The 24,339-nt window shown below is 37.5% G+C and carries 18 protein-coding genes; 5 read left to right on the top strand and 13 right to left on the bottom strand.

Annotation, left to right across the window (positions count from 1 at the left end; genetic code table 11):
* Positions 1 to 433: 433 nt before the first annotated feature.
* The 3 genes from ACSVDH_RS07545 to ACSVDH_RS07535 are packed head-to-tail and all read right to left on the bottom strand — an operon-like array spanning position 434 to position 3,787.
* Positions 434 to 1,945, bottom strand: a complete 1,512-nt coding sequence (locus ACSVDH_RS07545; protein WP_439249106.1) for an extracellular solute-binding protein — start codon at positions 1,943 to 1,945, stop codon at positions 434 to 436.
* Positions 1,946 to 1,991: 46 nt separating this feature from the next.
* Entirely contained in the window at positions 1,992 to 2,849 is an 858-nt protein-coding gene (locus ACSVDH_RS07540) for a carbohydrate ABC transporter permease (protein ID WP_046516489.1), read from the bottom strand.
* A gap of 26 nt (positions 2,850 to 2,875) precedes the next feature.
* A complete protein-coding gene (locus ACSVDH_RS07535; protein WP_439249161.1) occupies positions 2,876 to 3,787 on the bottom strand; it encodes an ABC transporter permease in 912 nt (303 codons plus the stop codon).
* 716 nt (positions 3,788 to 4,503) lie between these two features.
* On the opposite strand from ACSVDH_RS07535, the gene ACSVDH_RS07530 reads away from it, so the two are divergent.
* Positions 4,504 to 4,728: a hypothetical protein gene (locus ACSVDH_RS07530; protein WP_299090242.1), complete on the top strand. Its 225-nt coding sequence runs from the start codon at positions 4,504 to 4,506 to the stop codon at positions 4,726 to 4,728.
* A 347-nt stretch (positions 4,729 to 5,075) separates the two neighbouring features.
* On the opposite strand, the gene ACSVDH_RS07525 is transcribed toward ACSVDH_RS07530, so the two are convergent.
* The 5 genes from ACSVDH_RS07525 to ACSVDH_RS07505 all read right to left on the bottom strand — a co-directional run bounded on the left by ACSVDH_RS07525 (position 5,076) and on the right by ACSVDH_RS07505 (position 16,130).
* The gene (locus ACSVDH_RS07525) at positions 5,076 to 11,462 is read right to left on the bottom strand and encodes an immunoglobulin-like domain-containing protein (protein ID WP_439249105.1); all 6,387 of its coding nucleotides are present in this window, start codon (positions 11,460 to 11,462) and stop codon (positions 5,076 to 5,078) included.
* A gap of 13 nt (positions 11,463 to 11,475) precedes the next feature.
* Positions 11,476 to 12,471 (bottom strand): galactofuranose ABC transporter, permease protein YjfF, encoded by a 996-nt coding sequence (gene yjfF / locus ACSVDH_RS07520; protein WP_439249104.1) that lies wholly within the window; start codon positions 12,469 to 12,471, stop codon positions 11,476 to 11,478.
* Entirely contained in the window at positions 12,468 to 13,490 is a 1,023-nt protein-coding gene (locus tag ACSVDH_RS07515) for an ABC transporter permease (protein ID WP_439249103.1), read from the bottom strand. Before ACSVDH_RS07515 ends, yjfF begins: the two co-directional genes overlap by 4 nt.
* A gap of 4 nt (positions 13,491 to 13,494) precedes the next feature.
* Complete coding sequence (locus ACSVDH_RS07510; protein WP_439249102.1) at positions 13,495 to 15,009, bottom strand: sugar ABC transporter ATP-binding protein; 1,515 nt, start codon at positions 15,007 to 15,009, stop codon at positions 13,495 to 13,497.
* A 101-nt stretch (positions 15,010 to 15,110) separates the two neighbouring features.
* A complete protein-coding gene (locus ACSVDH_RS07505; RefSeq protein WP_439249101.1) occupies positions 15,111 to 16,130 on the bottom strand; it encodes an ABC transporter substrate-binding protein in 1,020 nt (339 codons plus the stop codon).
* A gap of 578 nt (positions 16,131 to 16,708) precedes the next feature.
* On the opposite strand from ACSVDH_RS07505, the gene ACSVDH_RS07500 reads away from it, so the two are divergent.
* Positions 16,709 to 17,878 (top strand): macrolide family glycosyltransferase, encoded by a 1,170-nt coding sequence (locus ACSVDH_RS07500; RefSeq protein WP_439249100.1) that lies wholly within the window; start codon positions 16,709 to 16,711, stop codon positions 17,876 to 17,878.
* A 218-nt stretch (positions 17,879 to 18,096) separates the two neighbouring features.
* Here the strand turns inward: ACSVDH_RS07500 and ACSVDH_RS07495 are convergent, their stop codons facing one another.
* The 3 genes from ACSVDH_RS07495 to ACSVDH_RS07485 form a co-directional block, all read right to left on the bottom strand.
* Complete coding sequence (locus tag ACSVDH_RS07495; protein WP_439249099.1) at positions 18,097 to 18,615, bottom strand: GNAT family N-acetyltransferase; 519 nt, start codon at positions 18,613 to 18,615, stop codon at positions 18,097 to 18,099.
* Between the two features lie 410 nt (positions 18,616 to 19,025).
* Complete coding sequence (hfq, locus tag ACSVDH_RS07490) at positions 19,026 to 19,211, bottom strand: RNA chaperone Hfq (protein ID WP_231597508.1); 186 nt, start codon at positions 19,209 to 19,211, stop codon at positions 19,026 to 19,028.
* A 24-nt stretch (positions 19,212 to 19,235) separates the two neighbouring features.
* A complete protein-coding gene (locus ACSVDH_RS07485; RefSeq protein ID WP_439249098.1) occupies positions 19,236 to 19,490 on the bottom strand; it encodes a hypothetical protein in 255 nt (84 codons plus the stop codon).
* 408 nt (positions 19,491 to 19,898) lie between these two features.
* On the opposite strand from ACSVDH_RS07485, the gene ACSVDH_RS07480 reads away from it, so the two are divergent.
* A complete protein-coding gene (locus ACSVDH_RS07480; RefSeq protein ID WP_299090234.1) occupies positions 19,899 to 20,096 on the top strand; it encodes an alpha/beta-type small acid-soluble spore protein in 198 nt (65 codons plus the stop codon).
* A gap of 204 nt (positions 20,097 to 20,300) precedes the next feature.
* Here the strand turns inward: ACSVDH_RS07480 and ACSVDH_RS07475 are convergent, their stop codons facing one another.
* On the bottom strand, positions 20,301 to 21,188 hold the full coding sequence (locus ACSVDH_RS07475; protein WP_439249097.1) for a DMT family transporter: 888 nt from the start codon (positions 21,186 to 21,188) through the stop codon (positions 20,301 to 20,303).
* 312 nt (positions 21,189 to 21,500) lie between these two features.
* On the opposite strand from ACSVDH_RS07475, the gene ACSVDH_RS07470 reads away from it, so the two are divergent.
* Positions 21,501 to 22,403 (top strand): LysR family transcriptional regulator, encoded by a 903-nt coding sequence (locus ACSVDH_RS07470; RefSeq protein ID WP_439249096.1) that lies wholly within the window; start codon positions 21,501 to 21,503, stop codon positions 22,401 to 22,403.
* 33 nt (positions 22,404 to 22,436) lie between these two features.
* Positions 22,437 to 23,132, top strand: coding sequence for a Dph6-related ATP pyrophosphatase (locus ACSVDH_RS07465; protein WP_439249095.1), 696 nt, complete (start codon positions 22,437 to 22,439; stop codon positions 23,130 to 23,132).
* A gap of 626 nt (positions 23,133 to 23,758) precedes the next feature.
* On the opposite strand, the gene ACSVDH_RS07460 is transcribed toward ACSVDH_RS07465, so the two are convergent.
* Positions 23,759 to 24,058, bottom strand: coding sequence for a DUF3055 domain-containing protein (locus tag ACSVDH_RS07460; RefSeq protein ID WP_439249094.1), 300 nt, complete (start codon positions 24,056 to 24,058; stop codon positions 23,759 to 23,761).
* Positions 24,059 to 24,339: the final 281 nt, after the last annotated feature.

Below are 24,339 nucleotides of genomic sequence, written 5' to 3'. Positions count from 1 at the left end.
CACTCAAATAAATTAACTACTATCGTTGAAATAACAATAAAGTAAGCGCATTCAACCTTTTTTTAAATCTTACTTGCAGAATAAGATCGCTGTCAATCAGGCTTTAGTAATTTATATAAATTTATATACTGCAAGAAATTTAGTTCCCTTTCAAAATGAAAGTTTACAAGGATTTCATGCTCCTAGAAAGCCCATTCTCTAGATGAATGCACACAACACTTCCATCAAGGACTTGTTAAGCGGGATCTACATATACCTAGGTAAGGAAATATGGTCGGCTTCCCCAAAATCTCGGAGTCCATCTTGGTTCATCAAAACTGATCACTACTACCTTTCCACAGGTATCCTTACTCACAACTCGAAATAGAGTAAAGCGTACTAAAAAGACAGGTATATCTACCTGCCTTTTCGTATTTTTTTACATTTTTATCTTTTATTTTTTGTATTCTTTGGCATATTCTTCAGCAATTTGATCTCCGCCGCTGCTTCGCCAGTTTTTAATCTGTTCTTTCCATTCAACTGCATCTATTTCACCCATAATATATTTCGTATTAGCATCTTCAATAATCATATTTAATTGGGATCCTTTTTCAGCTTGTGTATCTGAAATTAAGTTAACCGCTGGATTATGAATGGCAAACGGTTCATTTTCTTTTGGAATTTCTATTTCTTTTGTTTCAAGTGGTGTTAATTCTCCTTTAAGTGCATTAACTTCTGCTGGTACAATTCCCAATGGTAATTGATATGGCAGTATTACCTCATTATGAAGATCTGATCCTTCGATAGGAACTGGTTTCCCATCAACCAATTCATAATGCCTTCCTTCAATTCCCCATTCAAACAATGTATGCATAGGCTCTTCCTGAAGCTTTTCAAAAAAGCCCAATAAATCTAGCAGTTCTTTTTCCGTTTTGACCGACGACTTAGGAAATACGAAGATTCCGTTATGGCCGCTCCCTGCTGGTACTCTTTTCCCCTGCGGGCCCTCAAGAAGACTAAATACACCTAACTCAACATTAGGATTCGTCTCTTTTATTCGATTATACATTCTTACAACCGCATTACTTGTATCAGGCCAAACACCTGCTTTACCAGTTGAAAAAGCCTCTTCCCATTGGGAACGCTCAATAACTGCAAAATCTTGAGTAATTAATTTATCATCATATAATTTTTTGAAGAAATCTAACCCATCTAAATACTCTTTGGTTGTTGCTGCGTGAAAGAATTTTCCGTTTTCTTCTCCCCACCCATTAGGTGCTCCAAATAATGGGGCAAATCGATTGATTAACCCTTGGCCCTCAACTGCCATTCCATACGTATCATCTTTACCATTTTGATCGGGGTCTTTATTCGTAAATGCATCAAGCATATCATAAAATTCATCCACTGTTTTTGGTTCTTTCATCCCCAAATTATCTAACCAATCTTTACGGTAGATATAAACATCACGAGCGATTGGACGTACTCGGGGAAGACCGTAAATTTTTCCATCTATTGATATGTTCTTGTAAATGATAGGATCTATACTAGATAGATTAGGAAACTGATCCAAATATGGCCCAATTTCCCAAAACACATCGCCACGGAATGCATTAATCATGTATGGTTCCCTAAACCAACTGCTTCCAATAATATCAGGCATATCTCCTGAGGCAACGACTGCTGGTAATTTTTCGGCAACAGTAGCCCCTGGCGCAGCTGATATGTCTAATTTTGTATCGGTATATTCTTCGATTGCTTTTTCTACTTCATTATCTTTTTTTGGAAACTCTAGTCCATCAAAATGCATCATAATACTAACTTCTCCATTAGAGTCTGAACCTGCTTGTCCCTCTTGATTACCACTAGCTTCTTCTTTATTGCTGCAACCAATAAGTGCAGTCGCAAGAACAATCATTAATAATATAGAACGACCAATCTTCCTTCTTACCTTCATTTCAGGCATCTTCTTCCCTCCAATATTGATAGAAACCGGGTCTATTTATGCACGACTAGCCTTTAACAGAACCTAATAATACTCCTTTTGCAAAATGTTTTTGCAAAAAAGGATAAACAATTAGGATTGGAACTGTAGATATGACAATGACAGCCATCTTTATTCCTTGTGAAAACACAACTGCATCATCAGCAATTTCACTTGAGTCCCCTATAGAACCCTGTGCTAAAATAACAACTTGTCGAAGTAATACTTGCACTGGCCATTTCAAGGGGTCATTAATATACAGAACAGCATTAAAGTATTGATTCCATAGCCCCACAGAGTAAAATAAGCCAAATGCCGCCATTGCTGGTAATGACAATGGGAGCACAATTTTGAATAAAATTCCTACTTCATGACAGCCATCAATTCTAGCAGCTTCTTTTAATTCTTCAGGAATACCTTGAAAGAAATTTTTCAAAATAATAAGATAAAAGGCGCTTATCGCATTTGGAATAATTAATGCCCAATACGAATCAAGCAATCCAGTCCCTTTTACAACAAAGTAGGTAGGAATCATTCCTCCGTTAAATAGCATTGTGAACACTATCATTAATAAAAATATTCGGCGGCCAGCCAAATGGGTATGGGAAAGCGCATATGCCATTAACGAGGTTAACAAAAGGTTAATAAATGTTCCTAGTACCGTGATATATACAGAGACTCCCATGCTGCGAGCAAACGTTTCGGTTGAAAAAATATACCGATAAGCATCTAACGAAAATTCAGTTGGAATTAATGCGCTTGTATTAGAAAACGATGAAATGACCACATAAATAAACGGTAGAACAGTTGCGAAAGCAACAATTGAGAGAAACGTATAATTAAAAATGTCAAAAATTCGGCTCCCAAGCGTCTTGTCGTTAGTCAATTTTCTTTCCCTCCTTTACTAGGCTTCTAGTAAATTCCCTCTTCACCAAATTTTTTCGCCAGTTGATTAGCACCAATTACTAAAATAAGTCCTACAACTGACTTGAATAATCCTACTGCAGCACTGTAACTAAACAGGCCTTGCCTAATCCCAACTGTATACACATAAGTATCAAATACCTCACCGACTTCACGGTTCATGGCATTTAACATTAAAAAGATTTGTTCAAAACCTAAATCTAAAAAGTTCCCAAGGCGAAGAATAAGGAGAATAATAATAACACTGCGAATAGATGGCAACGTAATATGCCACAAGAGCCTCCATCTATTTGCCCCGTCAATCCTTGCAGCCTCATATAATTGTGAATTTACCCCTGCAAGAGCGGCTAGGAAAATGATGGTTCCCCATCCTGCATCCTTCCAAACCATTTGAATAATAATTAGCGGTCTAAACCAATCTACATCCGTTAAAAATTGGACTTTATCTCCTCCTAAAGAGGCGATAAGTTCATTAATAACCCCACCCTCAGTACTCAAAAGAATGTAAGAGATACCAACGACAACAACCCATGAAAGGAAATGCGGTACATATACCATTGTCTGGACAAACCGTTTAAACATTTCTTTTCTAATTTCATTTAATAATAGCGCCAGGATGATTGTGATTGGAAAAAAAATAACTAAATCTAAGAAGGCGATATATAACGTATTCTTCATTAACATCCAAAATTGAGTTTCACTAAATAAACGTTCAAAGTGTTTTAGGCCTACCCATTCACTATTCCAGATACCTAGGTGAGGTTGATAATTTTGAAAAGCCATAAGCACTCCCCACATCGGAAAATACTTATAAATGACAAAGTACAATAAACCAGGTAATAGAAACAGATAAAGCCATCGATCCTTCCACAATCGAATATAAAGTGGTTTCTTTTCCACTTCTACCTTTTCTTGAAGTTTCGTCGTAATGACTTGCTGCGGTGATGTATTCAAGAAATCCCCTCCTTTAAATTAATTTAGATACAAAGAAATAAGTATTCTCCTTTCAGTTAACCAATTGGAAGCCCTTACATTTTTGTTTTGAATATTCTGAATAACTTAATTAGAACATATCAAACTAGATCATTTCATGTCCATATCCATCTCATGACAAGGTTGATGAGCCTTTGAAATATAGAGAAAAGTTGGTTTATATTGTAAAGATTTTCAAGGGAATATGCATTCTAAACTCTAAAACATCCATTTCATAACCTAGAAATAAAATTCTATTCAAGGCTCATTAAGACCTTCACTCATTTGCTGTGTGCAAATCAATGAGATTATAACCATTTATGCTAAGAAAATGAATGGGTTATTTAAGGACTTATAAAAGGGAAAATAAAGAATAGACAGATCAAAGGAAAACGATCCAAAAAGTAAGCGAGGTGATACGTCCGTTCATTAATAAAATGGACACTTTTGGTGTATACTTTAAAAGTTTAAATTAGATACGCCGCATCTCAGATGAATGATGGAAGTTTCGAATATAGTATGAAGTTCCCCACTGCAACAATTAAAGGACGAGCATGTGTCGTCGAGGGCAAATATGGATCTTTTCTATAAAGTAGAACTTGTAACATAAAGAAAATCTCTTTATTTGTAAAGGAGAGGAAATAATGAAAGATTTTTCCAACGTTGTCCACATAGGTGAATTAATAGCCGTTTCTAATGTTTTCCAACTAAATACATACCAAATGGTAACATTACTAGAAGATGGTTTAATGGAAGTATTCGAAAATAAGGAAGCTTTTTTAGAAAAATATGGAGATAAGGAATCTTATGGCGAATTAGATTGGTGTGAGTTAAATAATGGAAAAATCTTTACTAAACCAAAAATATAGGTAATAACGATAATATCTAGTTATTCTAGCCTATACCTAATGAGTAGAGAGGCTTTTTATTCGGTAATTTTTATAAGTATCATAAATTGCTCTTACAACTTCCACACAAATTAATTCGGTATATTAAAATAAAGAAAACTTGGCTGGCGCCAAGCCTTTAGGCGCAGTGCGACTGCCTAGTTGCACTTATACTTAATTCTTAAAATTTGCCGCTACGTCGAATTCTCTCCTGCGCTGCAAATTTCTTTCTTAACGTGTAAAAAACTAGCTTTCAGGTCCTAAGACTGGAAAGCTAGCTTATTTCTTAATAAATGTTTTATTGGCCTAATGCAAGGTAAAGCAACCTCTTATTTTACGCTCAATTGTTTTGATAAATTGATCAATAATTTTGCATTTTCTTCAGAAATTGATTTTCCACTTTGAGCTTTCACTTGATTTTCGTAAGCTTTTAGCTTGCCATTTACCGCTTCGTTGTTTCCTTTAGCTGCTGATGCTTTTGCAGATTGCAGCTTTTCGATTAGTGAATCAGCGACTTCCTTTTTCGTGACAAATTGTTCTGTCAACCTGCTTAAACTATCAATGTCAACAGTTATTGTAAATTGAATCTCAACTTTCGCACTATTACCCGCTTTGTCTGTCGCTGTAGCAGTGACTTTATTGATTCCTAAGTCGAATTTATAAGCTGGTCCTTCAACATTCGGACATTCTTTAGATGCAATTCCTGACAGCTCATCGGTTGCAATGCATGTGATGTTGATGTGCGAATCTGCCGAATAACTCTCTTGATGACCTGTAAATTGGATCACCGGTGCCTTTGTATCAATTGTGATCGTTTGCTTATACGTTTTGCTGATATTTCCGGCATAGTCCTTAAACTCTACAAATACGGTCTTCTCTCCATCACCTGATGGCAATGTTAATTCTTTTGTTGCTTTATACTCTTCCCAATCTGACCATTCTTTTGAATCAGTCGAATAGCGAACTTGATTGACTCCGCTTAAGTCATCAGTTGCTTTTAATGCTAAAGTGACGGTTTCCTTATTCGTAAACTCTGCACCAGCATTGATCGTAAACTGACCTTCTGGCGGTGTTGAATCTTTTTGCTTTTCAACCGTTACCTCACTCACAGCCATTAAACCGCCATCCACTGTTGACACGCTGATTTTTGCAATTCCTTCTTTGTGGGCAGTTACTTTTCCGTTTTCATCGACCGTTGCTACTTGTTCATTATTGCTTGACCATACAACCGCTTTATTGACTGCGTCATTAGGTGCAACGGTTGCGGTTATTTGTGCTGTTTTACCTTCCGAAAGCTTGAATGATTCTTGATCAAGCGTAACACTTGTTGGCTTTTGTTCCGGTGCTGGGACACGAACGGTTGGAACATTTGCCAGTAAAGCCTCATGCTCAGCTTTCGTAACCGGAATGACTGTTCCATGACGCGGACGTGCAGGTAAATCGTAGTTTTCAGACATCTTCCATTCACCTGACTGTAAATCGGTCGTTTCAAAAGGAACATATCCTCTGCCGCCAAACTCATCAATAAACATATACCATTTTTCTTCGGTATTCGATTTGAAGATCGTAGGTCCTTCACCTGCACCTATTGATCCTTTGCCAATTCCTTCTTGAATCAGCTCGAAGGTAGGATCAAGTACTGAATCTCCGACCTCTTGGAAAATAAATTTACCGTTTGGTGAAGATGGCGTATTGTTTCTTTCATCCTTTGATAAGCGATAGATTTTCTCGTCATGCTTAATCATCGTTGTATCGATGACGGAGTAGCCATAATCCATATAGACTTTTGGTTCTGTAAATGTATAGAAATCTCTTGTCTTACTGTACATCATTTTATTGTAGGGTGAACCAGTATGCTCTTCATTGTCATAAATCTTAGAAGCCCAGAATACAACATACTCGCCAGTCGTATCATCATAATAGACTTCAGGTGCCCATGTATTTCCTGCTTCTTTTGGTGCAACTTCGACCATTCTCTGTTCAGACCAATTGATTAAATCCGTTGATTCCCAAACCATGATCGATCTGCTTCCTGATCTTTGCGCACGATCCCAATTCCAATCCCCATTGATTTTTAGATCGGTTGCAATGAGGTAGAATTTATCACCTTCAGGGGAGCGAATAATAAACGGATCTCTCAATCCTTTTTCCCCTAAATTAGATGTGATGGCTGGTTCTTCATTATTCATCTCATTCCACTTAAGCGGATTGTTGCCATCACTTAAGGCGAAATAAATTTGCTCGCCGTTCGTGTAGCCTTCCCCGGTAAAATAACTAAAGACATACCCTTCATACTTTTCCTTTTTCGGCATTTCTTTGACTTTTGCTAAAAACGCCTTTGTAATCGATTCATTATTTAAGGCAAGTGTTGCCGTCAATTTAACGGTTGCATCACCTTCACCATGTGCAGGACGTATAACCTCGCCGGTTGGGGTAATGATCGATGAATTACTTGATTTCCAAGTAATTGAAGAGCCATTTTCCCCTGATGTTGGTAATGTTAGATTTCCGCGAACATCATGAATGTTATGAACCTTTAATGCTTCTGCATCTGATCTGACTGCGACAGAATCATGCGGTTTCTTTACAACAGTTACTGTAAATTCTTTTGTTGCCTCGTTCTTACCATCTGAAATCGTTGCTGTTATTTTCACTGTTTGGTTTCCTTCTTCAAAGGATGGTCTCGTAACCTTCCCTTCATTTGTAATGTTGTCTTGATTTTGTGATTCCCAAGTGATGGTTGTTCCGTTTGCTCCTGTCTTAGGGAATGATAGATCTGTTGTGATTTCATCCTTGCTTTCGTTTTCATTAAGGAATGTTGCGTAATCTAATTGGTTGATCGCATTTTGAAGCAATAAACCATCCATTTTTGCAATTTTTGCATCGGCTGCTTCTTTTAATTTGCTTACTTCTGTTGCTGTTAAAGCTCCATCATATACTTCAAAATCAGCCATCATTCCGCCAAAGTAAGGATCAGCAGAATAGAAGGAACGGCCAATAAATCCGCTTCTGCCATTACCATTGCTGATTTGTGCTAATGTATATCCGTTTGTAGATCCGGATGCCACTTCAACACCATCAATATACAATTTTATCGTTTTATCTTCACCAGACATAACGGCTGTCACCAGTTTCCATTCATTTGACTTTAAGGAACCCGTTGTTGCATTTGCTCCAGCCTCATTTTGCCAGCTTGTGATGCCAAGTCCTACCCGTGCAGATCTGTCACCTGAATTGCGTTTTGGTGTCATAAATAGATATTTATTGCTGTCCTGACCTAAAGCGAATAGCCATTCAGCCTCATTCTTGCCTTCCCAATTCACTAGTGAGGAAACGGTCACACTCTCCAGCCCGTTCAGTACGCCTTGAGGCATCTCAATATACGAGCTTGAGGAGCCGCCTTTAAAGCTGATAACTCCTGTCTCATCCCCTTTGATTAGTTCTGCATGTTGAGGATTAACAAGCTTTCCTTCAAAGGTACCTGTGTTATCTACTACTTTCGTGCCTTCAATCTTGCTCATATCATAATCAAGAATTAACTCAGCTTTTTCCGGCTCTTCAACTGGAGGCGCTGAAACTTCTTCATCTGCTAAACTAGCAATCTCTTCAGCGTTAAGAGCTCGGTTATAAATTTTAAAGTCATCAAATTTCCCGTTAAAGAGACTGTGATTTTCATTGCTGGACTTCCCTAAATAGTTCATTGTTGTTTCTAATAGCATTCTCGGCTCGACATTATACGTTGAGTTTCGTGACACTTCTTTTCCGTCTACATATAAAACGGCATCAAACCCTTCAATTGTTATCGCTACATGATGCCATTGTGCAGTTGAAAGCATTGGAGCTCTCACAGCATATTTATAGGAACTTCCTAAAAGTGAATTTTGATTTGCAAATTTTTCGGTGAAAGGTGTAACAATCGCAAATTCCACGTTACCTGAATCACCCTGTGTACTTAAATACATTGTATTGCGGTTTGCTACTCTTCCAGTATTTGAAGAAAAATCAAAGATTCGTTGGTTTGCTTGATTCCCCTCTACTTTCACCCAAGTAGACATTGTCATGCTTTCCAGGTTAAGGTCTTTAATCATATTTTCCGGCAGCTCAACATATCCTGTGCTTCCATCTAAATCTACTGCTCCTGAAGATTTGCCAACTGTGTCAGTTGCATCAATTTTCGCCCCGCCTACTAATGTTGCGTCAAAACCATTTTTGGAAACATCTTTTACAGTTGTTCCATCAACATCTTCCTGGTCAAATGTATAGTGTACAACAGGTTCCTCAGATGTCTCTGGTGAAGGCATGCCATATGTTTCTTGAAGGGCATTATATTCCGCGCGAGTGATTGGAATAACGGTCCCATGTCGTGGTCCTGGCGGCAGCGCATATTCAGATTCAGGGAGTAAATTGTTCACAAATTGTGATCCATCCTCTAAGTTAGTTGACCAGCGAACATGATATGGCCAAGAATCTAAGAACATATACCATTTATCTTCATGAATATCTTTAAAAATGGTTTGTCCTTCATTGTTACCTTGATGACCGATCAGTCCTCTGTTTCCATCTTTTGTACCCGAAATCACATCGTATTGAAATCCATTTTCCTTGATTCCGTCTTTATCTTGGAAAATATCTGTTGCTTTCTCGTAATACACTCTGTAATTGACTTCCGATTTTGTAAAACGATAAAATGTGCCATTATCTTCTACAAAACTTGTATCGATTGTCGGGAAGCCTTCATCAATAAACACTTTTGGTTCAGAGAATGTATGGAAATCCCTCGTTGTGGCGTAGTACATCACATTGTACTGTCCCGCCGGTCTTCCATTTGGGTAATCGCCATATGTTTCTTCATTTTTCATTGAAGACGCCCAGAATACAACATATTCACCCGTTTTTTCGTTATAAACGGCTTCAGGCGCCCACGTATTACCGCCTGTTTTAGGAGCCACTTCTACCATTCGCTGTTCGCTCCAATTGACCAAATCATCTGATTCCCAAACCATAAGAGAATGACTTCCAGTGATTTGCGCCTGGTCAAAGTTAGTGCTTTCACCCATTTTCAAGTCAGTCGCCAGCATATAAAATTTATCTCCTTCTGGAGAACGGATGATAAATGGATCTCTAAGTCCCTTTTCACCCATGTTTGACTGAATGACCGATTGACCATTATTCAAGGCACGCCATTTTAACGGATCTTCTGCTGTAGCGAAGGAAATTTCCTCTCCTCCTTCGTATTCTCCAGTGAAATAAGAGAAGAAATAAGCATCATACGTCAATTCACCTGGATTTTTCTTAACTGTAAGGTTAAATTCCTTTTTCGTTTCAGCGTTTCCTTTTGAAATGGTTGCTGTTAATGTAACCTTTGAATCTGCTTCAGGTCTTGTTACCCAACCAAGCATTTTATTATTTTCGGCTGCCTCTGCAGATCCTTTTACCATTACCGGGTTTGAGGATTCCCACGTAATGGTACTTCCTTCTTGACCTGATACTTGTAAGCTTAGATTTCCTTTTACGTTATCTGCATTAATAACGGCTAAGTTTGAAGCATCAAGCTCTACAACTTGTTCATCCGTATATTCCTTTAAAACAGTTACCGTAAATTGTTTCTTTGCTGTCAGACCTTCATAGGATAAGTTTGCTGTTAACTCAACTTCTGCATCTGACTCCGTTTTATCAGGACGAGTCACAGTGCCGTCATTTGCAATGACTTCTGGATTGCTTGAACTCCACGTAATATCTACGCCATGCTTGCCTTTTGCAGGAAGTGCGAGATCTTTCGTTATTTTGTCAATGCCTTCATCTTCACTGTCTACATATTCAGTAATATTTAAGGATTCTGTTGCATCATTGATAACAAGCTGATTGATTTTAGCAATTTTGCCAGATGTTTCAGTATATAAGTCTGTAACCTGCTCATCTGTCAATGCCCCGTTATATACACGGAAATCACCGATCATCCCTTTAAAAAAGGAATCGTTTTTAAAGATTGATTTTCCGATAAAACCAGAAAAACCTGCTGATGGATCAATAATTTCAGATAACTTTTTCCCGCCTGCTGATCCTGTTGCGACCTTCTCACCATTTACATATAAGGTAATCGTATTGGCTTGGCCAGAGAAAACAACCGTGGCTACTTCCCATTTATCCGCTTTCATGGCCGATGTTGCTTTGACTAGTGATTCATTTCTCCAGCCCGCTTTGGAAATTCCTGTTGCTGCTACATTTCCTGAGCCATGCTGCGGTGTAACGAAGAAATATTTATTGCCATTCTCAGCATCATCTGTTACAGCTCCCAATCCAAAAATCCAACGATTGGCCCCATCATTACTCCAATTCACAAGTGCTGAAACGGTTACATCTTGTAAACCAGTTAATAAATCTGAACCATTTTCGCTTTTTGGAATTTCGATATAACCGCTTTTTGATGTTGAACTTCCACCATTAAACGCTGCATATCCAACTTCCTCATTATGAACAAGTTGGCCATTTTCAGGATTTTTGAAAACCCCGTCAAATGTTGTGCCACTGCCGGACACATCTTTTATCTTCAGTTGATCCCCATCTTTTTCTGAAGTTTTCATGTCATAATGGAGAATCAGTTTAGGAGTTGTAGAGTTCGCTTCTTCCGCTGCTGAGACCTTAGGCCATAATCCGGAAAGCGTGTTAAACATCATAACCATCAATAAAAAGACGGACAATCTTTTTCTGTTTTTCATAATTCACACCCCTTTAATGTGCTGATATCGATGCTTGGTTCGACTTGCTTCTAGCTACGATGACTCGTTGTAAAACAATAAATAATAATAGCAAGGCTCCAATCGCAATCTTTGTCCACCAAGAGCTTAACGTTCCTTCAAACACGATCACTGTTTGGATAATCCCTAAAATTAACACCCCAACAACGCTGCCTGCTACATACCCGGCACCACCAGTAAGGAGAGTGCCGCCGATGACAACTGCTGCAATCGTATCTAACTCCAGCCCATTTGCATGTAATCCATAACCTGACAACATATAGAACGTGAAAATGAGACCGGCTAGGGATGAGCAAAACCCACTGATCGTATAGATCATAATTTTTGTTTTCCCGACAGGTAATCCCATTAATAGGGCAGATTGTTCACTGCCGCCTAATGCATAAACATTACGTCCAAATTTCGAGTAATGAGCAACAAAAATAGCGGCAATCACAACGACCATTGCGATAATGACACTAATAGAAATAAAATTCCCGCCGCCAACCGGGATTCTCGTGCTTGCCATAAAATTGAAAAAGCCATTGTCGATCGTAATTGATTCAACACTGATGAGATAACATAGGCCTCTCGCAAGAAACATGCCGGCAAGCGTAACGATAAATGGCTGTAAGTTAAAATAATGGATAAGGCACCCCATACAGAAACCAAGGACTGTACCAATAAGTAAACTGATTGGGATAACAAGAGCTGGAGAAAGCTGTGCGTTCATTGTCAAACTCGCTGCTACCATACTCGTTAGAGCAATAATTGAACCAACCGAGAGATCAATTCCTCCTGATAAAATCACAAAGGTCATCCCAACAGCTACAACAATTAGAAATGCGTTATCAATAAACAAATTTAAGAAAACTTGTGTTGAAAAAAAGCCAGTATAGCGAAGTGAGCCAAATAAGAACATTAAGATAAATAACAGAATCGTTGCTGTTAAAGGGAGATGTTTTGAGTCTAACTGGATCTTTTTCGTCATGATACGGTCACTCCCTCACGTTTCTTTTGTGATTTTTTCACTGCAAAACCGCCAAATACTTTCTTTCTGAACTCTGATGACTGCAATAGACAAACGAGTGATACGACGATTGCTTTTACTACAAGGTTGATTTCAGGTGCAATGCCAATCGAGTAAATCGTAGTCGTTAAACTTTGAATGATAAGAGCACCAATTACTGTACCCATTAAGTTAAATCGGCCGCCATTCAGTGATGTCCCGCCAATGACAACGGCTAAAATGGCATCAAGCTCATACCAAAGGCCTGCATTGTTTCCATCAGCACTCGCAACATTCGAACTTAAGATTAAGCCGCCGATTCCTGCACATATTCCAGAAAACACATAAACCATTACTAAAATATTTTTTGAATTGATTCCTGAGAGACGGCTAGCTTCCGGATTGGTTCCAACCGATTCAATAAATAATCCTATTGCTGTTTTTCTCGTTAAAAATGCAGCAATGGCCAAAACAGCAGCGACGATAAAAATGGAAAATGGCAGCATAAGGAGGTGCCCACCGCCAATGAAAGTGTAAGGGTCATAATAAACGGTCATGATTTGACCATCTGTTATTAGTTGAGCAATACCACGTCCAGCAACCATAAGAATTAATGTGGCAACAATTGGTTGTATTCCAATTCTTGATACAAGCACACCATTCCATAAACCGGCTATGATTGAGATCGCGATAACAAGAGCAATTGCCGTAAATAGCGGTCCTAAACCATCACCGTTTGCCCCGCTTACAGTCATAGCGCCAACTGCGCCAGCCATTGCAATTACTGAACCAACGCCAAGATCGACTCCTTTTGTCGCAATAACAAGGGTCATTCCGATCGAAACGAGTAACAATGGTACTCCCCTATTTAAAATATCAATTAAACTACCAGTTAAATAACCGTTTTTTACTTCAATAGAAAAGAAGTTTTTATCAAAGAAAAGATTGATTAATAAAATGATGATTAAGACGACGATTGGCCAAAATAATTTTGATTTCATTACGTTATCCCCCAGCCATTGCCTTCATTATGTCTTTTTGTGTCATTTGCTGATTGTTCTCAATTTCTGTCACCTTATGGTGATCCCTGAGGACAGCAATTTTACGACAAGTACGCAGCACTTCTTCTATTTCTGAAGAAACAAACAAAATTGACTTCCCATCTTTACTTAATGAAAGCATTAATTTTTGAATTTCTGCTTTTGCTCCTACATCTATTCCTCTTGTCGGTTCATCTAAAATGAGTAAATTCGGATTTGTAATTAACCATCTCGCAAGCAGAACCTTTTGTTGATTCCCGCCGCTTAAATTTTTGATTAATTGCTCCGGATTAGGCGGATTAATGTTTAATAGTTTGATATATTCATCCGCAATTTCCATTTGTTTTTTCTTTGGAATAAACTTGAACCATCCTTGGATACCTTGCATAGCTAAAATCATATTTTCTCGAATTGTGAGATCAGCAATAATTCCTTCTGTTTTTCGGTTTTCAGAACAAAAGGCGATACCATTTGAAATCGCTTGTTTAGGAGAGGAAAGATTCTCCTTTTTGCCGTTTATTTTAATTTCACCAGAATCAGCTCGATCTGCTCCAAACAGTAATCTTGCTAATTCCGTCCTGCCTGAACCGAGGAGTCCTGCAAGACCGACAATTTCGCCTTCATGGATATCGAGATCAAAAGGGGCAATTTTGCCTTTCTTTGAAACATTTTTTCCTTGCAAAAATAGCTTTTTCTTTTCAACGACATTGTTTTTTTCTCTTTCAGTCGTCTTAAGCTCATTTAGGTCCTTGCCGATCATCTTCGAAACTAATTCAAGCCTGTCAATTTCTTTCGTCATATATTCACCAATCCATGTCCCATTACGCAAGACGGTTAGCCGATCTGTGATTTCGTAAATTTGATCAAGGAAGTGACTGACAAAAACGATCGCTAAGCCATCTTGTTTCAATTTCCGCATGACATTAAACAATTGGTTAACCTCATTTTGATCAAGGCTTGAAGTTGGTTCATCGAGAATGAGTACCTTTGCAGATACTTTAAGGGAACGTGCAATCGCGATCATTTGCTGGATCGCTACAGAGTAGGATGACAACTGTTTGGTCACATCGATCTCTAGGTTTAGTCGAGCTTTTAGTAACTCCTTTGCCTGGCGAGTCATTTCTTTCCAATCAAGCCGGCCTCTTTTCATGATTTCCCGGCCGATGAAAATATTCTCAACGACTGATAAATTTGTACATAAATTAACTTCTTGATAAACCGTGCTAATCCCTAAATTTTGTGCTTCAAGAGGAGTGGTTACTCGAATTGGTTTCCCTTCCAACGTTACAGAACCTTCATCAAACGTGTATACACCTGTTAACACTTTAATAAGGGTTGACTTCCCTGCACCATTCTCTCCCATTAAGGCGTGCACCTCCCCAGGGTACAGCTTTAACTGAACATTTGATAAAGCTTTCACACCTGGGAACTCCTTGGTTATGCCTTGCATGACTAGTACTGGAGCTTGCTTCTTCACCATTTACCCTCCTAACAATCTTTTATTTTAATAGCCACTAGTTCGTAAATAGTAAGATTTACTACCTCCCCTAGTGGCCTTGTTTTCTATGTTAATTTCCTTGCTTAATATTCACGAGTTGGAAGAAGCTCTTCTGCTTGATCCATTGTATACATGCTTTCTTCTACCGCTACACGCTTTGGAATTTCTTCACCAGCAAAATGTGCCTCAATTAATTCAACCATTTGCGGACCAAATAACGGATTACATTCAACTGTGACATTCATTTTGCCTGCTGCCATTGCTTCGAATGCTCCTTTTACTGCATCAACACCAATGATTTTAATATCTTCACCAGGCTTTAATCCGTACTCTTCAATCGCTTGAATCGCACCAATGGCCATATCATCATTATGGGCGTATAACACATCAATGTTGTCACCTTCAGATTTTAAGAACGCTTCCATAACTTCTTTACCTTTTGCCCGTGTGAAATCACCTGTTTGTGATTTAATGATTTTAAGATTTTGATGATCTTTAATGACTTCTTCAAATCCTGATTTACGGTCAATCGCTGGAGCAGAGCCTACTGTACCTTGAAGTTCAACGATATTAACATCACCTTCTACATCAGCTGTTTCTTCTACTAACCAATTCGCCGCTTTTCTTCCTTCTTCCACAAAGTCTGATCCTAAGAACGTTACCCAAAGTGAATCATCTTGAATATCAACTGCACGGTCAGCTAGAAAGACTGGAATTCCTGCATCCTTCGCTTCCTGTAACACCGTTTCAAATCCTGTTTCAACAACTGGAGAGAAGACAATCGCATCTACTTTTTGCGCAATAAATGAACGAAGTGCCTTAATTTGATTTTCTTGTTTTTGCTGAGCATCTGAGAACTTCAATTCATGGCCAGCAGCTTTAATCGCATCCTGCATCGATTTTGTATTCGCTGTTCTCCATTCACTTTCTGCTCCAACTTGTGAAAAGCCAATGACCAGCTTATCGCCAGATTTCGAATCCCCTGAACCGGCACCAGCATTCTCCGCTTGTCCGCCTGTACCCGATGAGCTGCAAGCTGATAATAAAAGCATGAGCGCCATCATAAAAAATAAAATGGTTTTTCCTTTACATAATCTTTTCAATCTATTAACCTCCCTTTTTTCTTCCATTCAAAAATGTCCCCTAAGTCGTTTTTGAATTTGTATAAGCTGATTATAAAGCGTTTACAACCTTTGAGTGAATGGACTAACTTTCGAAAAAATTGTAAATTTATTTTATATGAAATCATCTATTGACCTGAATTTACTTCAAAATTTTTAAAAAAATTGCATTATTTTTTTACAAAACCTATAAATCTAAGTAGATGCGTGGTTACAAGATTTGCCCTCAATAAAATCACGTTTAAATTTGCTGGCTCTGAAATATTGAAGATTATCGCTCAATTTTAAAAAACAAATAATAGAATTTAAGATTCTGGCAACAATCATTTTTGTTGCCTGCAAAGGTAAAATATGTTAAAACTGTTTACGTTGCCAGCCACTGATGTGTTTTAAAGGATAAATTGAATAGTAGGTTAGGTTCAATGACATACTGAACTGGTTTTCTAGTTAGAATTAATAGTTATTAGAGGAGTGGGGAGGTTTTGTATCCTTACTAGTCAAAGAGAAAAGAGTAATAGAATTAGTACGTTGTAAGTATTTAGACAAGGAGTGTGATTCAGATGGCAAACATTTTAATGGTTAATTTTCCAGCAGAAGGACATATCAATCCTACTCTTGGCATTGTAAAAGCTTTTGCGGAAAGAGGAGACAACGTTCACTATATTACAACTGAAAAATTTAGAGAGCGCTTAGAAGGAGTTGGCGCAACTGTTCACCTTCAGCCCGATTTATTAAGTAAAGTTTCCATAGATCCTCATACAAATGCTGGTTTAAAAGCCTTTCTAAAAATTCAAATTCAAAATTCATTGGACACTTTAGAGATCACAAAACAGTTATCTCAGGACATAAATTTCCACTTGGTGTTTTATGAAAAATTTGGGGCGGGACAACTAGTGAGAGACTACTTGCAAATCCCTGGGATTTGCTCCTCAGCATCCTTTTTGTTTCCAAAAGAATTTCTAAAAAACATGCCTTTATCTCGATTGAAACCTGATGTAGAGGCTGAAAAGTTAATCGTACAAATGAAAGAATGTTATGGTATAGAGCCGGAGAGCATGGTTCAGTTTATGAATAATACAGCTGAATTAACGATTGTATTTACGAGCCGGTATTTTCAACCTCATAGCGAAAACTTCGATGATTCAAATATCTTTATTGGACCAACATTTCCACAAAGGGCTTCTACAGATAGCTTTTCCATCGAAACATTAGAGAACGAACAAGTTCTTTATATTTCAATGGGGACGGTTCTTGACCGTACAGAAGAATTTTTTAATACGTGTATTGATGCATTTTCTGATTTCAAAGGAAAAGTTGTCATTGCTACGGGTGAAAGAGTAGATATGACCAAAATTAAAGATGCCCCCGAGCATTTTATCATCTCTTCATATGTGCCGCAATTAAAGGTACTCGAGCACACGGATGTCTTTATTACCCATGGCGGTATGAATAGCGTGAATGAATCTATCCACTTCAATGTCCCAATGGTTGTTATCCCGCATGACAAGGATCAACCGATGGTGGCACAGCGTCTGAAGGATCTTAATGCTGGTTACAGAGTATCAAAAGACAATATAGAACCTGAGACGTTAAAGGATGCCGTTAAAGAAGTGCTAACCAACGAAAGTTATAAAGAGGGTATCAAAAAAATTAATGAAAGTTTTCAAAAATGCGGTGGAGCAGAAAAGGCTTTAGAAGTAATTGATGCCTTTGTTCAAAGCAAAAAATGAGGAGAGACACAAAGCCTTATTCAATTCGAATTGAATAAGGCTCTTTTTAAAAGTTGTTGCTTATTGATTACCTCCTAACAATCATCTACTTCGTTAATCACATCTTCTTTTAACTCCATACTGTTAAATTAAATTCTTTTTATAAGCATTTTTGTAATGCACCCTATTCTTGCATAACGAAAATTAAAGCGACATACGTATTTCTTTGTTAACTCTTATTACTCAATGCATAATTCTGAAAGATCCTTCCAGCCATACGCAACATCCTCTACTGTGGTTCCTCCAAACATACTAGTCCTATGAGTATATTCTTTTCCTCCCATACGTTCATAAAAACCAAGTCCAGATTTATTTTGTTTCATTACCCAAACCATCATTGAATAAATACCTTTTTCTATTAAATGCTTGGCAGTAGCTGAAACCAGCAGCCTTCCTATACCTAATCCTCTAGCTTCCTTTAAGAGATACAATGAATATAATTCTCCATCAAAATTTTCCTCATCGATTCTTTGACCTGATGCAAAACCAATCATTTTTCCGGCATCATTACTTGCAATGAAAATAAATGGTTCATTTTCATTTTTTAAAAAAGCAATCCACTTTGTTTCTGCCTCTTCGTAAGATAATGTGTCCAAATATTCATCAGGTACTAGACCACGATAAGTATTCTTCCAACTATCAACATAAACTCTTGAAACTACCTTTATATCCTCTTTACTTGCTTTCCTTATTTCCAAGTTAAGTGCCTCCAGTACAAAACATTTAAATACTATTATAACTATTCATGCTTTAACCCCAAGTAAACTTAACGAATGATATTCTATAATCTGGCAAGTTTGCTGAAAAAGAAAAAAATTATCCTGTATGTCACAGGATCTTTGATCAAACTTTTTTATATTATCGAATTTCATTTCAAAGATATATGTATACTTTGTTTCCTTAAAATAGAGCTAACAAGATGTTCATCATCATAGTTTCAATCATTTACCACAAAAATAGGATCATATCATTTTGCAGTTATAAGAATTATGGAAAGTAACTTCATTTCTCGCATGTTTCATTCTCAGTCACCCTAATAGAAAGTTGACACTTACTTTTTATTTATCTTTCAAAACATTGGTGTAGACCTCTGGTCGTTAATGGTGTATTATCTAACAATTGTAGAGATTGCGTGTTTAAAAATCATCTGCTGGTTTCCATTTGATTTAAAAACGATTGAAAATTTATCATGACCCTCAATTGTTCCTTTCATACGGAAACCATTTACTAAGATAAGCTCAATTTCTTTTTTACTGTTCATAATTTCATCTAATATCTTTGTTTGTAATTCCATTACATTTCTCCCCATTTTTTAAAATTAGCTATTTTTTATGGCATTTATTATTTTCGTCCTTAACTTCTCTGTTTTATTTTCACTGCTTAAAGCCTTCTCAATATTCGCCCAACCGATAACGTAAAGGATATCTTCATCTTTCTTAAATAATTCTTCATTCTTTAAATATAACTGTTTAAACCATTCTGTCGCTTTTAGTGATTCAATGTTCTGATTAATCCTTTTTTCATTTGGCATTCCACGAATAAACATAACATTAGTAAATATTTCAGTAAGCATCTCTTTCCCCACTAACTCAAAGTTGTTAATCTAATTATAGCAAAATATCCAAATTTTGTTAGCGAACTATTCTGCCTCGTTAGCATAATAATAAAGCGAACCTCCATTATCGAAGCATCGAACCGGTTTTAATCAATTTTCTATAATGCTGTTATTCAAGAAATTGACACGATTTTGAAGTATAACTAGGATGGTTTTTATATAGTCCAAAGAGAATCTATCTCTTCAGAAAAAAATGATGTTATACACGAAGTACTTCTTTTTATGATACTCCCTTTATACTATTATTCCATATTTCGCTTTTTACAATTTCCATTATTTTCATGTATAATTTTTCTTTAATACTTCAAACTACCATTAAGCAAGCTTGCATAATCTAATTCTTACAAACTTTAAGGAGATGATTTTATGGCACGTAATAATAACAGCAATCAATTAGTTGTTCCAGGTGCTAAACAAGCTATTGAACAAATGAAGTATGAAATTGCATCAGAGTTTGGTGTGAACCTTGGTGCTGAAACAACTTCACGCGCTAATGGCTCAGTTGGTGGAGAAATTACGAAACGACTAGTTGCAATGGCTCAACAATCAATGGGTCGTTTCTAATTATTGAATACGTATTAAGGAGGAGAAGAAACTTCTCCTCTGTTTATGTCATTTTTTTGGTTGCATGCTCTTAGGAGACATTGAACCTGCCATTCTACCATTAAACGAGATAAATGACCGGAATAAGAAAATTGATTTAGTTGTTTTTTTGAGATATGGATACCTTTACCCGCTTCAACATTGGTAACATCAGATAGCATACGTTTATATTCCTTTATTCACAGCATTTGATTTGACCTTACGAGTTTCGTGAGCATTTTTACTATTTACAATCCTTATTCCTGCCAGTACAAGTAATATCCCTGCTAATGTAGTCATTTTTAAGTTTTCATCCAAAAATATGATTCCAGAAATGACACCCACAATAGGTACAAGTAATAAAGAAATCGATGCTTTGCTTGCCTCTGTACGTTTCAAAATATGATTCCACAATACAAAAGCCAAGGCAGAGGCAACAACTCCAGAAAACAGAATATATACGGCCGGCATGAATCCCCAATCCGCTTCACCATGCTCAAATGAAAGAGTATATACCAATAATCCCATCGCTCCAATCGTCATTTGCCAAGTAGTAAATTGAATGGTATCACAATGCTTTAATTTTAGTTTAAAAAGCAAGTTAGCTATAGCCCAAGAAATAGCGGAGCTCAGTGCAAGTAACACAGTCCAAATGGATCCACCTAAATGAATGTTCATTGCAAGAAATAACCCCCCAATGCCTAGTATAATTCCAAACGACTTCCTTGCTGTCAACCGTTCACCAGGAATCCATCTATGTGCCATTATTGAGAGAAAAAGCGGCATACTGTAGGTCAAAACAGATGTAAGACCTGCACTAATGTAGTTTAGCGATATTTGAATAGCGATATTAAAATAAGTTGTTTGGAGCAGCCCGCATAAAACCAGCCACTTGAAATCCGATTTATTTGGCAGTGGTATTTTTCTCATCAAACACACACCCAGGAGGACAAAGGAACCGGTTAAAAATCGCCATGCTGCAAACTCGCCGGGAGGAAAAACACCATTTCCTAATTTCATGATAACAAAATTAAAACCCCATATCAGACATAAAATGGCTATCGCAGCTTTCATACGATTATTCCTCTCCCTTAAATAATCATTTTTTAGAAGTATGAAGTTCATCTAACAACGAATCTCATTTATTGTTCAGAAACATAGATCTAAGTCCAATTAAATTTCTCCAACTTCAGGTGTGTCAGTTCTTCCAGCTGTTCTCAAATTTCACTGATAACTAACATTTGAGGATCAATATATGGATTTTGACGAAACATTGTTGATTTGTTTTCATCTATAAAAAACTTTACAACGGGAATCAATTAGTGTCTAATATATAAAAATCACACTTTTAAGTCGTAAAACGACTTAATTGGAAGGAGTAATACCGTGGAGCTGCGTCAGCTAAAATATTTTACTGTTGTGGCAGAAGAGCTGCATTTTGGTCGTGCTGCCATGCGTTTACAGATGACACAACCACCTTTAAGTCAACAAATTTTACAACTAGAAAATGAACTTGGCGTAAAGCTGTTTGAGAGATCAAAAAGACATGTAGAGCTGACAAATGCGGGAAAGATTTTCTTGCAAGAAGTTCGTCAGGTCCTTACCAAATTAGAGGAGGCAAAGGCTTCAGCTCTTAAGGCACAAAATGGAATTGTTGGCCGGTTAGTGGTGGGGTTTGTTGGATCTGCAACATTTGATATTCTTCCTATCATTGTTCGCGGGTTTCAGGAACAGTTTCCATATGTAGATTTGATTCTTCACGAGATGCCTACACCAATGCAAATTGAGGCATTTCATAATAAGGAAATTGACATTGGTTTTGTAAGACCTCCTATAGTTGATCCGCTTTTATCACTCTTGTCAGTATATCAAGAGACATGCATCGCTGTCGTACCGAAGTTGCATCCATTTACGCAACGGGCTTCAATATCGTTGGCTGATCTGAGCACCGAACAATTTATTTTGGTGGAGAGGGAAATTTGGCCGAGTTGGTACGATGATATCATCTCTAAATGTCACAATGCTGGCTTCAGCCCCATCATACGTCAAGGAGTAAAAGAAATACAGACGGTTATAGGGTTGGTTGCCTCAGGATTGGGTATTAGTATCGTACCAAAATCAACATCGAATTTTCATATGCGGGATGTCACATATATAAACATAGAGCAAGAAGCCCCACGTGTAGAAATGAGTCTTGCCTGGCGGACGGATGAAGATTCAATTTTGGTTAAACAATTTCTTGATACAGCAACACAACTCATTAAATGCAGCAAGGATAGCAACAGTTAAAACCAACATTTATGAATAAAGGAGAAAGATTAAATGGAAGAATTAAAAGATTGGAAAAATGGAGCACGCGGGCATAAATTCATCACTTCTTTTAGCGGAGGAAAGGATAGTATTTTAGCTCTATATAAAGCAGCGAAGGTTGGGGAAGCGGTTGGACTAATCGTTATACTGGAAGAAAGAGGGAAACGTTCGAGATCCCATGGAATGCCTCCAGAGCTTATACGTGCCCAAGCTAACTCTATAGGTTTGCCGGTATATGCTGCGGCTGCAAGTTGGACAGATTATGAAAAAGTATTTTTGAACCTTTTAGAAACAGCAAAAAATCAAGGAGCAGAAGTGTTAGTAACTGGAGACTTGGATATGCCTGCTCATGGCTGTTGGCATGACAAGGTTACGAAAAAGGCTGGCTTAAAGCTTGGCATGCCTTTATGGGAAATGGATCATCGTGAAGCTGTCGAAGAGTTCATCAATCTGGGATTTGTAACGATGATTGTAACTGTTAATTTATCATTAGGAATGCGGGAAGACGATTTAGGGCGAACGTTAACCCATGAGTACGTGAAGGAGCTTGTAGACCGGGGTATTGACCCCTGTGGAGAAGGTGGAGAGTTCCATACCACTGTAATTGATGGGCCGATCTTTAAATATCCAATTCCCGTTCGTAAATGTGAAATGATTAAGGACGGAGAGTATGCTTTTTTGCCATTGGAGCTGGATCAGAAAGCATAAGCTAAAAAAGACTGTTCGGTGCTAGAACACCAACAATAGCCAGGTTCCCTTCAAGGGGATCTGCGATTCTTAGTACATGACTCACCCAATCTCGCTGCCAAGCATCAAAAATTGGTTATTTTTTGTCTTTAATAGATTTTCAATAAAAAATAGAATAGGTTTTCTTTTCATGAAAAAGTTCAGGGGCCACCCCCTGAACTTTTTCTAATGAGTTACTTGTTTACCTGATTATCTTTTTAAGGAATCAGCCAAAGACCCTAATAATTTACTATCTCGTTCGTGGTACCTGCTCAAGGTGTACTTCCACCAATTAGCAATTAACGGCATGCTTTGCACGATAATAAGAAAAGCGCAAGCGCCTTGATCAGCCTAGGGCAAATAAGACGCTCATGAATAGAAGGGTTCTTTGCCTTCAATTCATGAGTGGCTAGACCATAGAGGCAGTCACAAAAACGCGACGTCCTTATCTCTTGGCTGCACTTGCACGTCCTGTGCTTCGGGGCTAGGCGCTGGAGCTAGACACAAAAACTTGGTTAAAATTTTCTTTCTTACCTTTAAATAAAAAAATCGACTCCTATCTACCAAGGAGTCGATTCTTTATTTATGGACCTATAGTATAGAACCAATCAGGTATACTGTTCAATATAAAATGAGGTAGAAAGGTATTGCTTTAAAAAAAGTGATACATCCTCTGCTTCTTTAAGAGAACTAATACAAAATACTGTTTTTAAATACTCAATATTCTTAATATCACTTGAATCCAACAAAGCTGATCTACCGGTTTGCATGCATATAACAAGTGGTTTTCCCAAAAACATTTGGGTATAAACGATTCCAAAATCATATCGAATATGATCCGTTGTAAAGCCAACAAACCGTACGTCGGCTCTTTCATGCTCATCATATAATGTTTCATATAGTTCCAAAACAAACCCTCCTTATTTTTTTCACTTCTGTTGAAGAATCCGACTAGGTTCATGATTACTCAAGCAAAAAGCTAAAAAATGATAGAAGGAATCGATCATTCACTTTACAACAAAGCGAATATGTTTTTATAACAGGCGAAAAATGAAAGTTGAGCTTACATTGCAAGGTTTTATATTGGCTGGAAGGAAGTTTTCCTGGTTATCTCTCGAGATATCACGGAATGGTTAAAAACTGAAGAAAGAAAACTATTAAAAACAAGTGTTTATCAATTACTTGAAAA

The sequence above is a fragment of the Metabacillus sp. Hm71 genome (assembly GCF_051842955.2).
GTDB lineage: Bacteria > Bacillota > Bacilli > Bacillales > Bacillaceae > Metabacillus.
The sequence above is the reverse complement of the archived record's forward strand: the minus strand, read 5'-3'. Positions and strand labels throughout refer to the sequence as shown.

Bases quoted from the DNA above. Each gene is read 5' to 3' on its own strand.
- ACSVDH_RS07545 (WP_439249106.1), bottom strand. From the start codon at position 1,945: ATGCCTGAAATGAAGGTAAGAAGGAAGATTGGTCGTTCTATATTATTA.
- ACSVDH_RS07530 (WP_299090242.1), top strand. From the start codon at position 4,504: ATGAAAGATTTTTCCAACGTTGTCCACATAGGTGAATTAATAGCCGTT.
- ACSVDH_RS07525 (WP_439249105.1), bottom strand. From the start codon at position 11,462: ATGAAAAACAGAAAAAGATTGTCCGTCTTTTTATTGATGGTTATGATG.
- yjfF (WP_439249104.1), bottom strand. From the start codon at position 12,471: ATGACGAAAAAGATCCAGTTAGACTCAAAACATCTCCCTTTAACAGCA.
- ACSVDH_RS07515 (WP_439249103.1), bottom strand. From the start codon at position 13,490: ATGAAATCAAAATTATTTTGGCCAATCGTCGTCTTAATCATCATTTTA.
- ACSVDH_RS07510 (WP_439249102.1), bottom strand. From the start codon at position 15,009: ATGGTGAAGAAGCAAGCTCCAGTACTAGTCATGCAAGGCATAACCAAG.
- ACSVDH_RS07500 (WP_439249100.1), top strand. From the start codon at position 16,709: ATGGCAAACATTTTAATGGTTAATTTTCCAGCAGAAGGACATATCAAT.
- hfq (WP_231597508.1), bottom strand. From the start codon at position 19,211: ATGGAATTACAAACAAAGATATTAGATGAAATTATGAACAGTAAAAAA.
- ACSVDH_RS07485 (WP_439249098.1), bottom strand. From the start codon at position 19,490: ATGCTTACTGAAATATTTACTAATGTTATGTTTATTCGTGGAATGCCA.
- ACSVDH_RS07480 (WP_299090234.1), top strand. From the start codon at position 19,899: ATGGCACGTAATAATAACAGCAATCAATTAGTTGTTCCAGGTGCTAAA.
- ACSVDH_RS07475 (WP_439249097.1), bottom strand. From the start codon at position 21,188: ATGAAAGCTGCGATAGCCATTTTATGTCTGATATGGGGTTTTAATTTT.
- ACSVDH_RS07465 (WP_439249095.1), top strand. From the start codon at position 22,437: ATGGAAGAATTAAAAGATTGGAAAAATGGAGCACGCGGGCATAAATTC.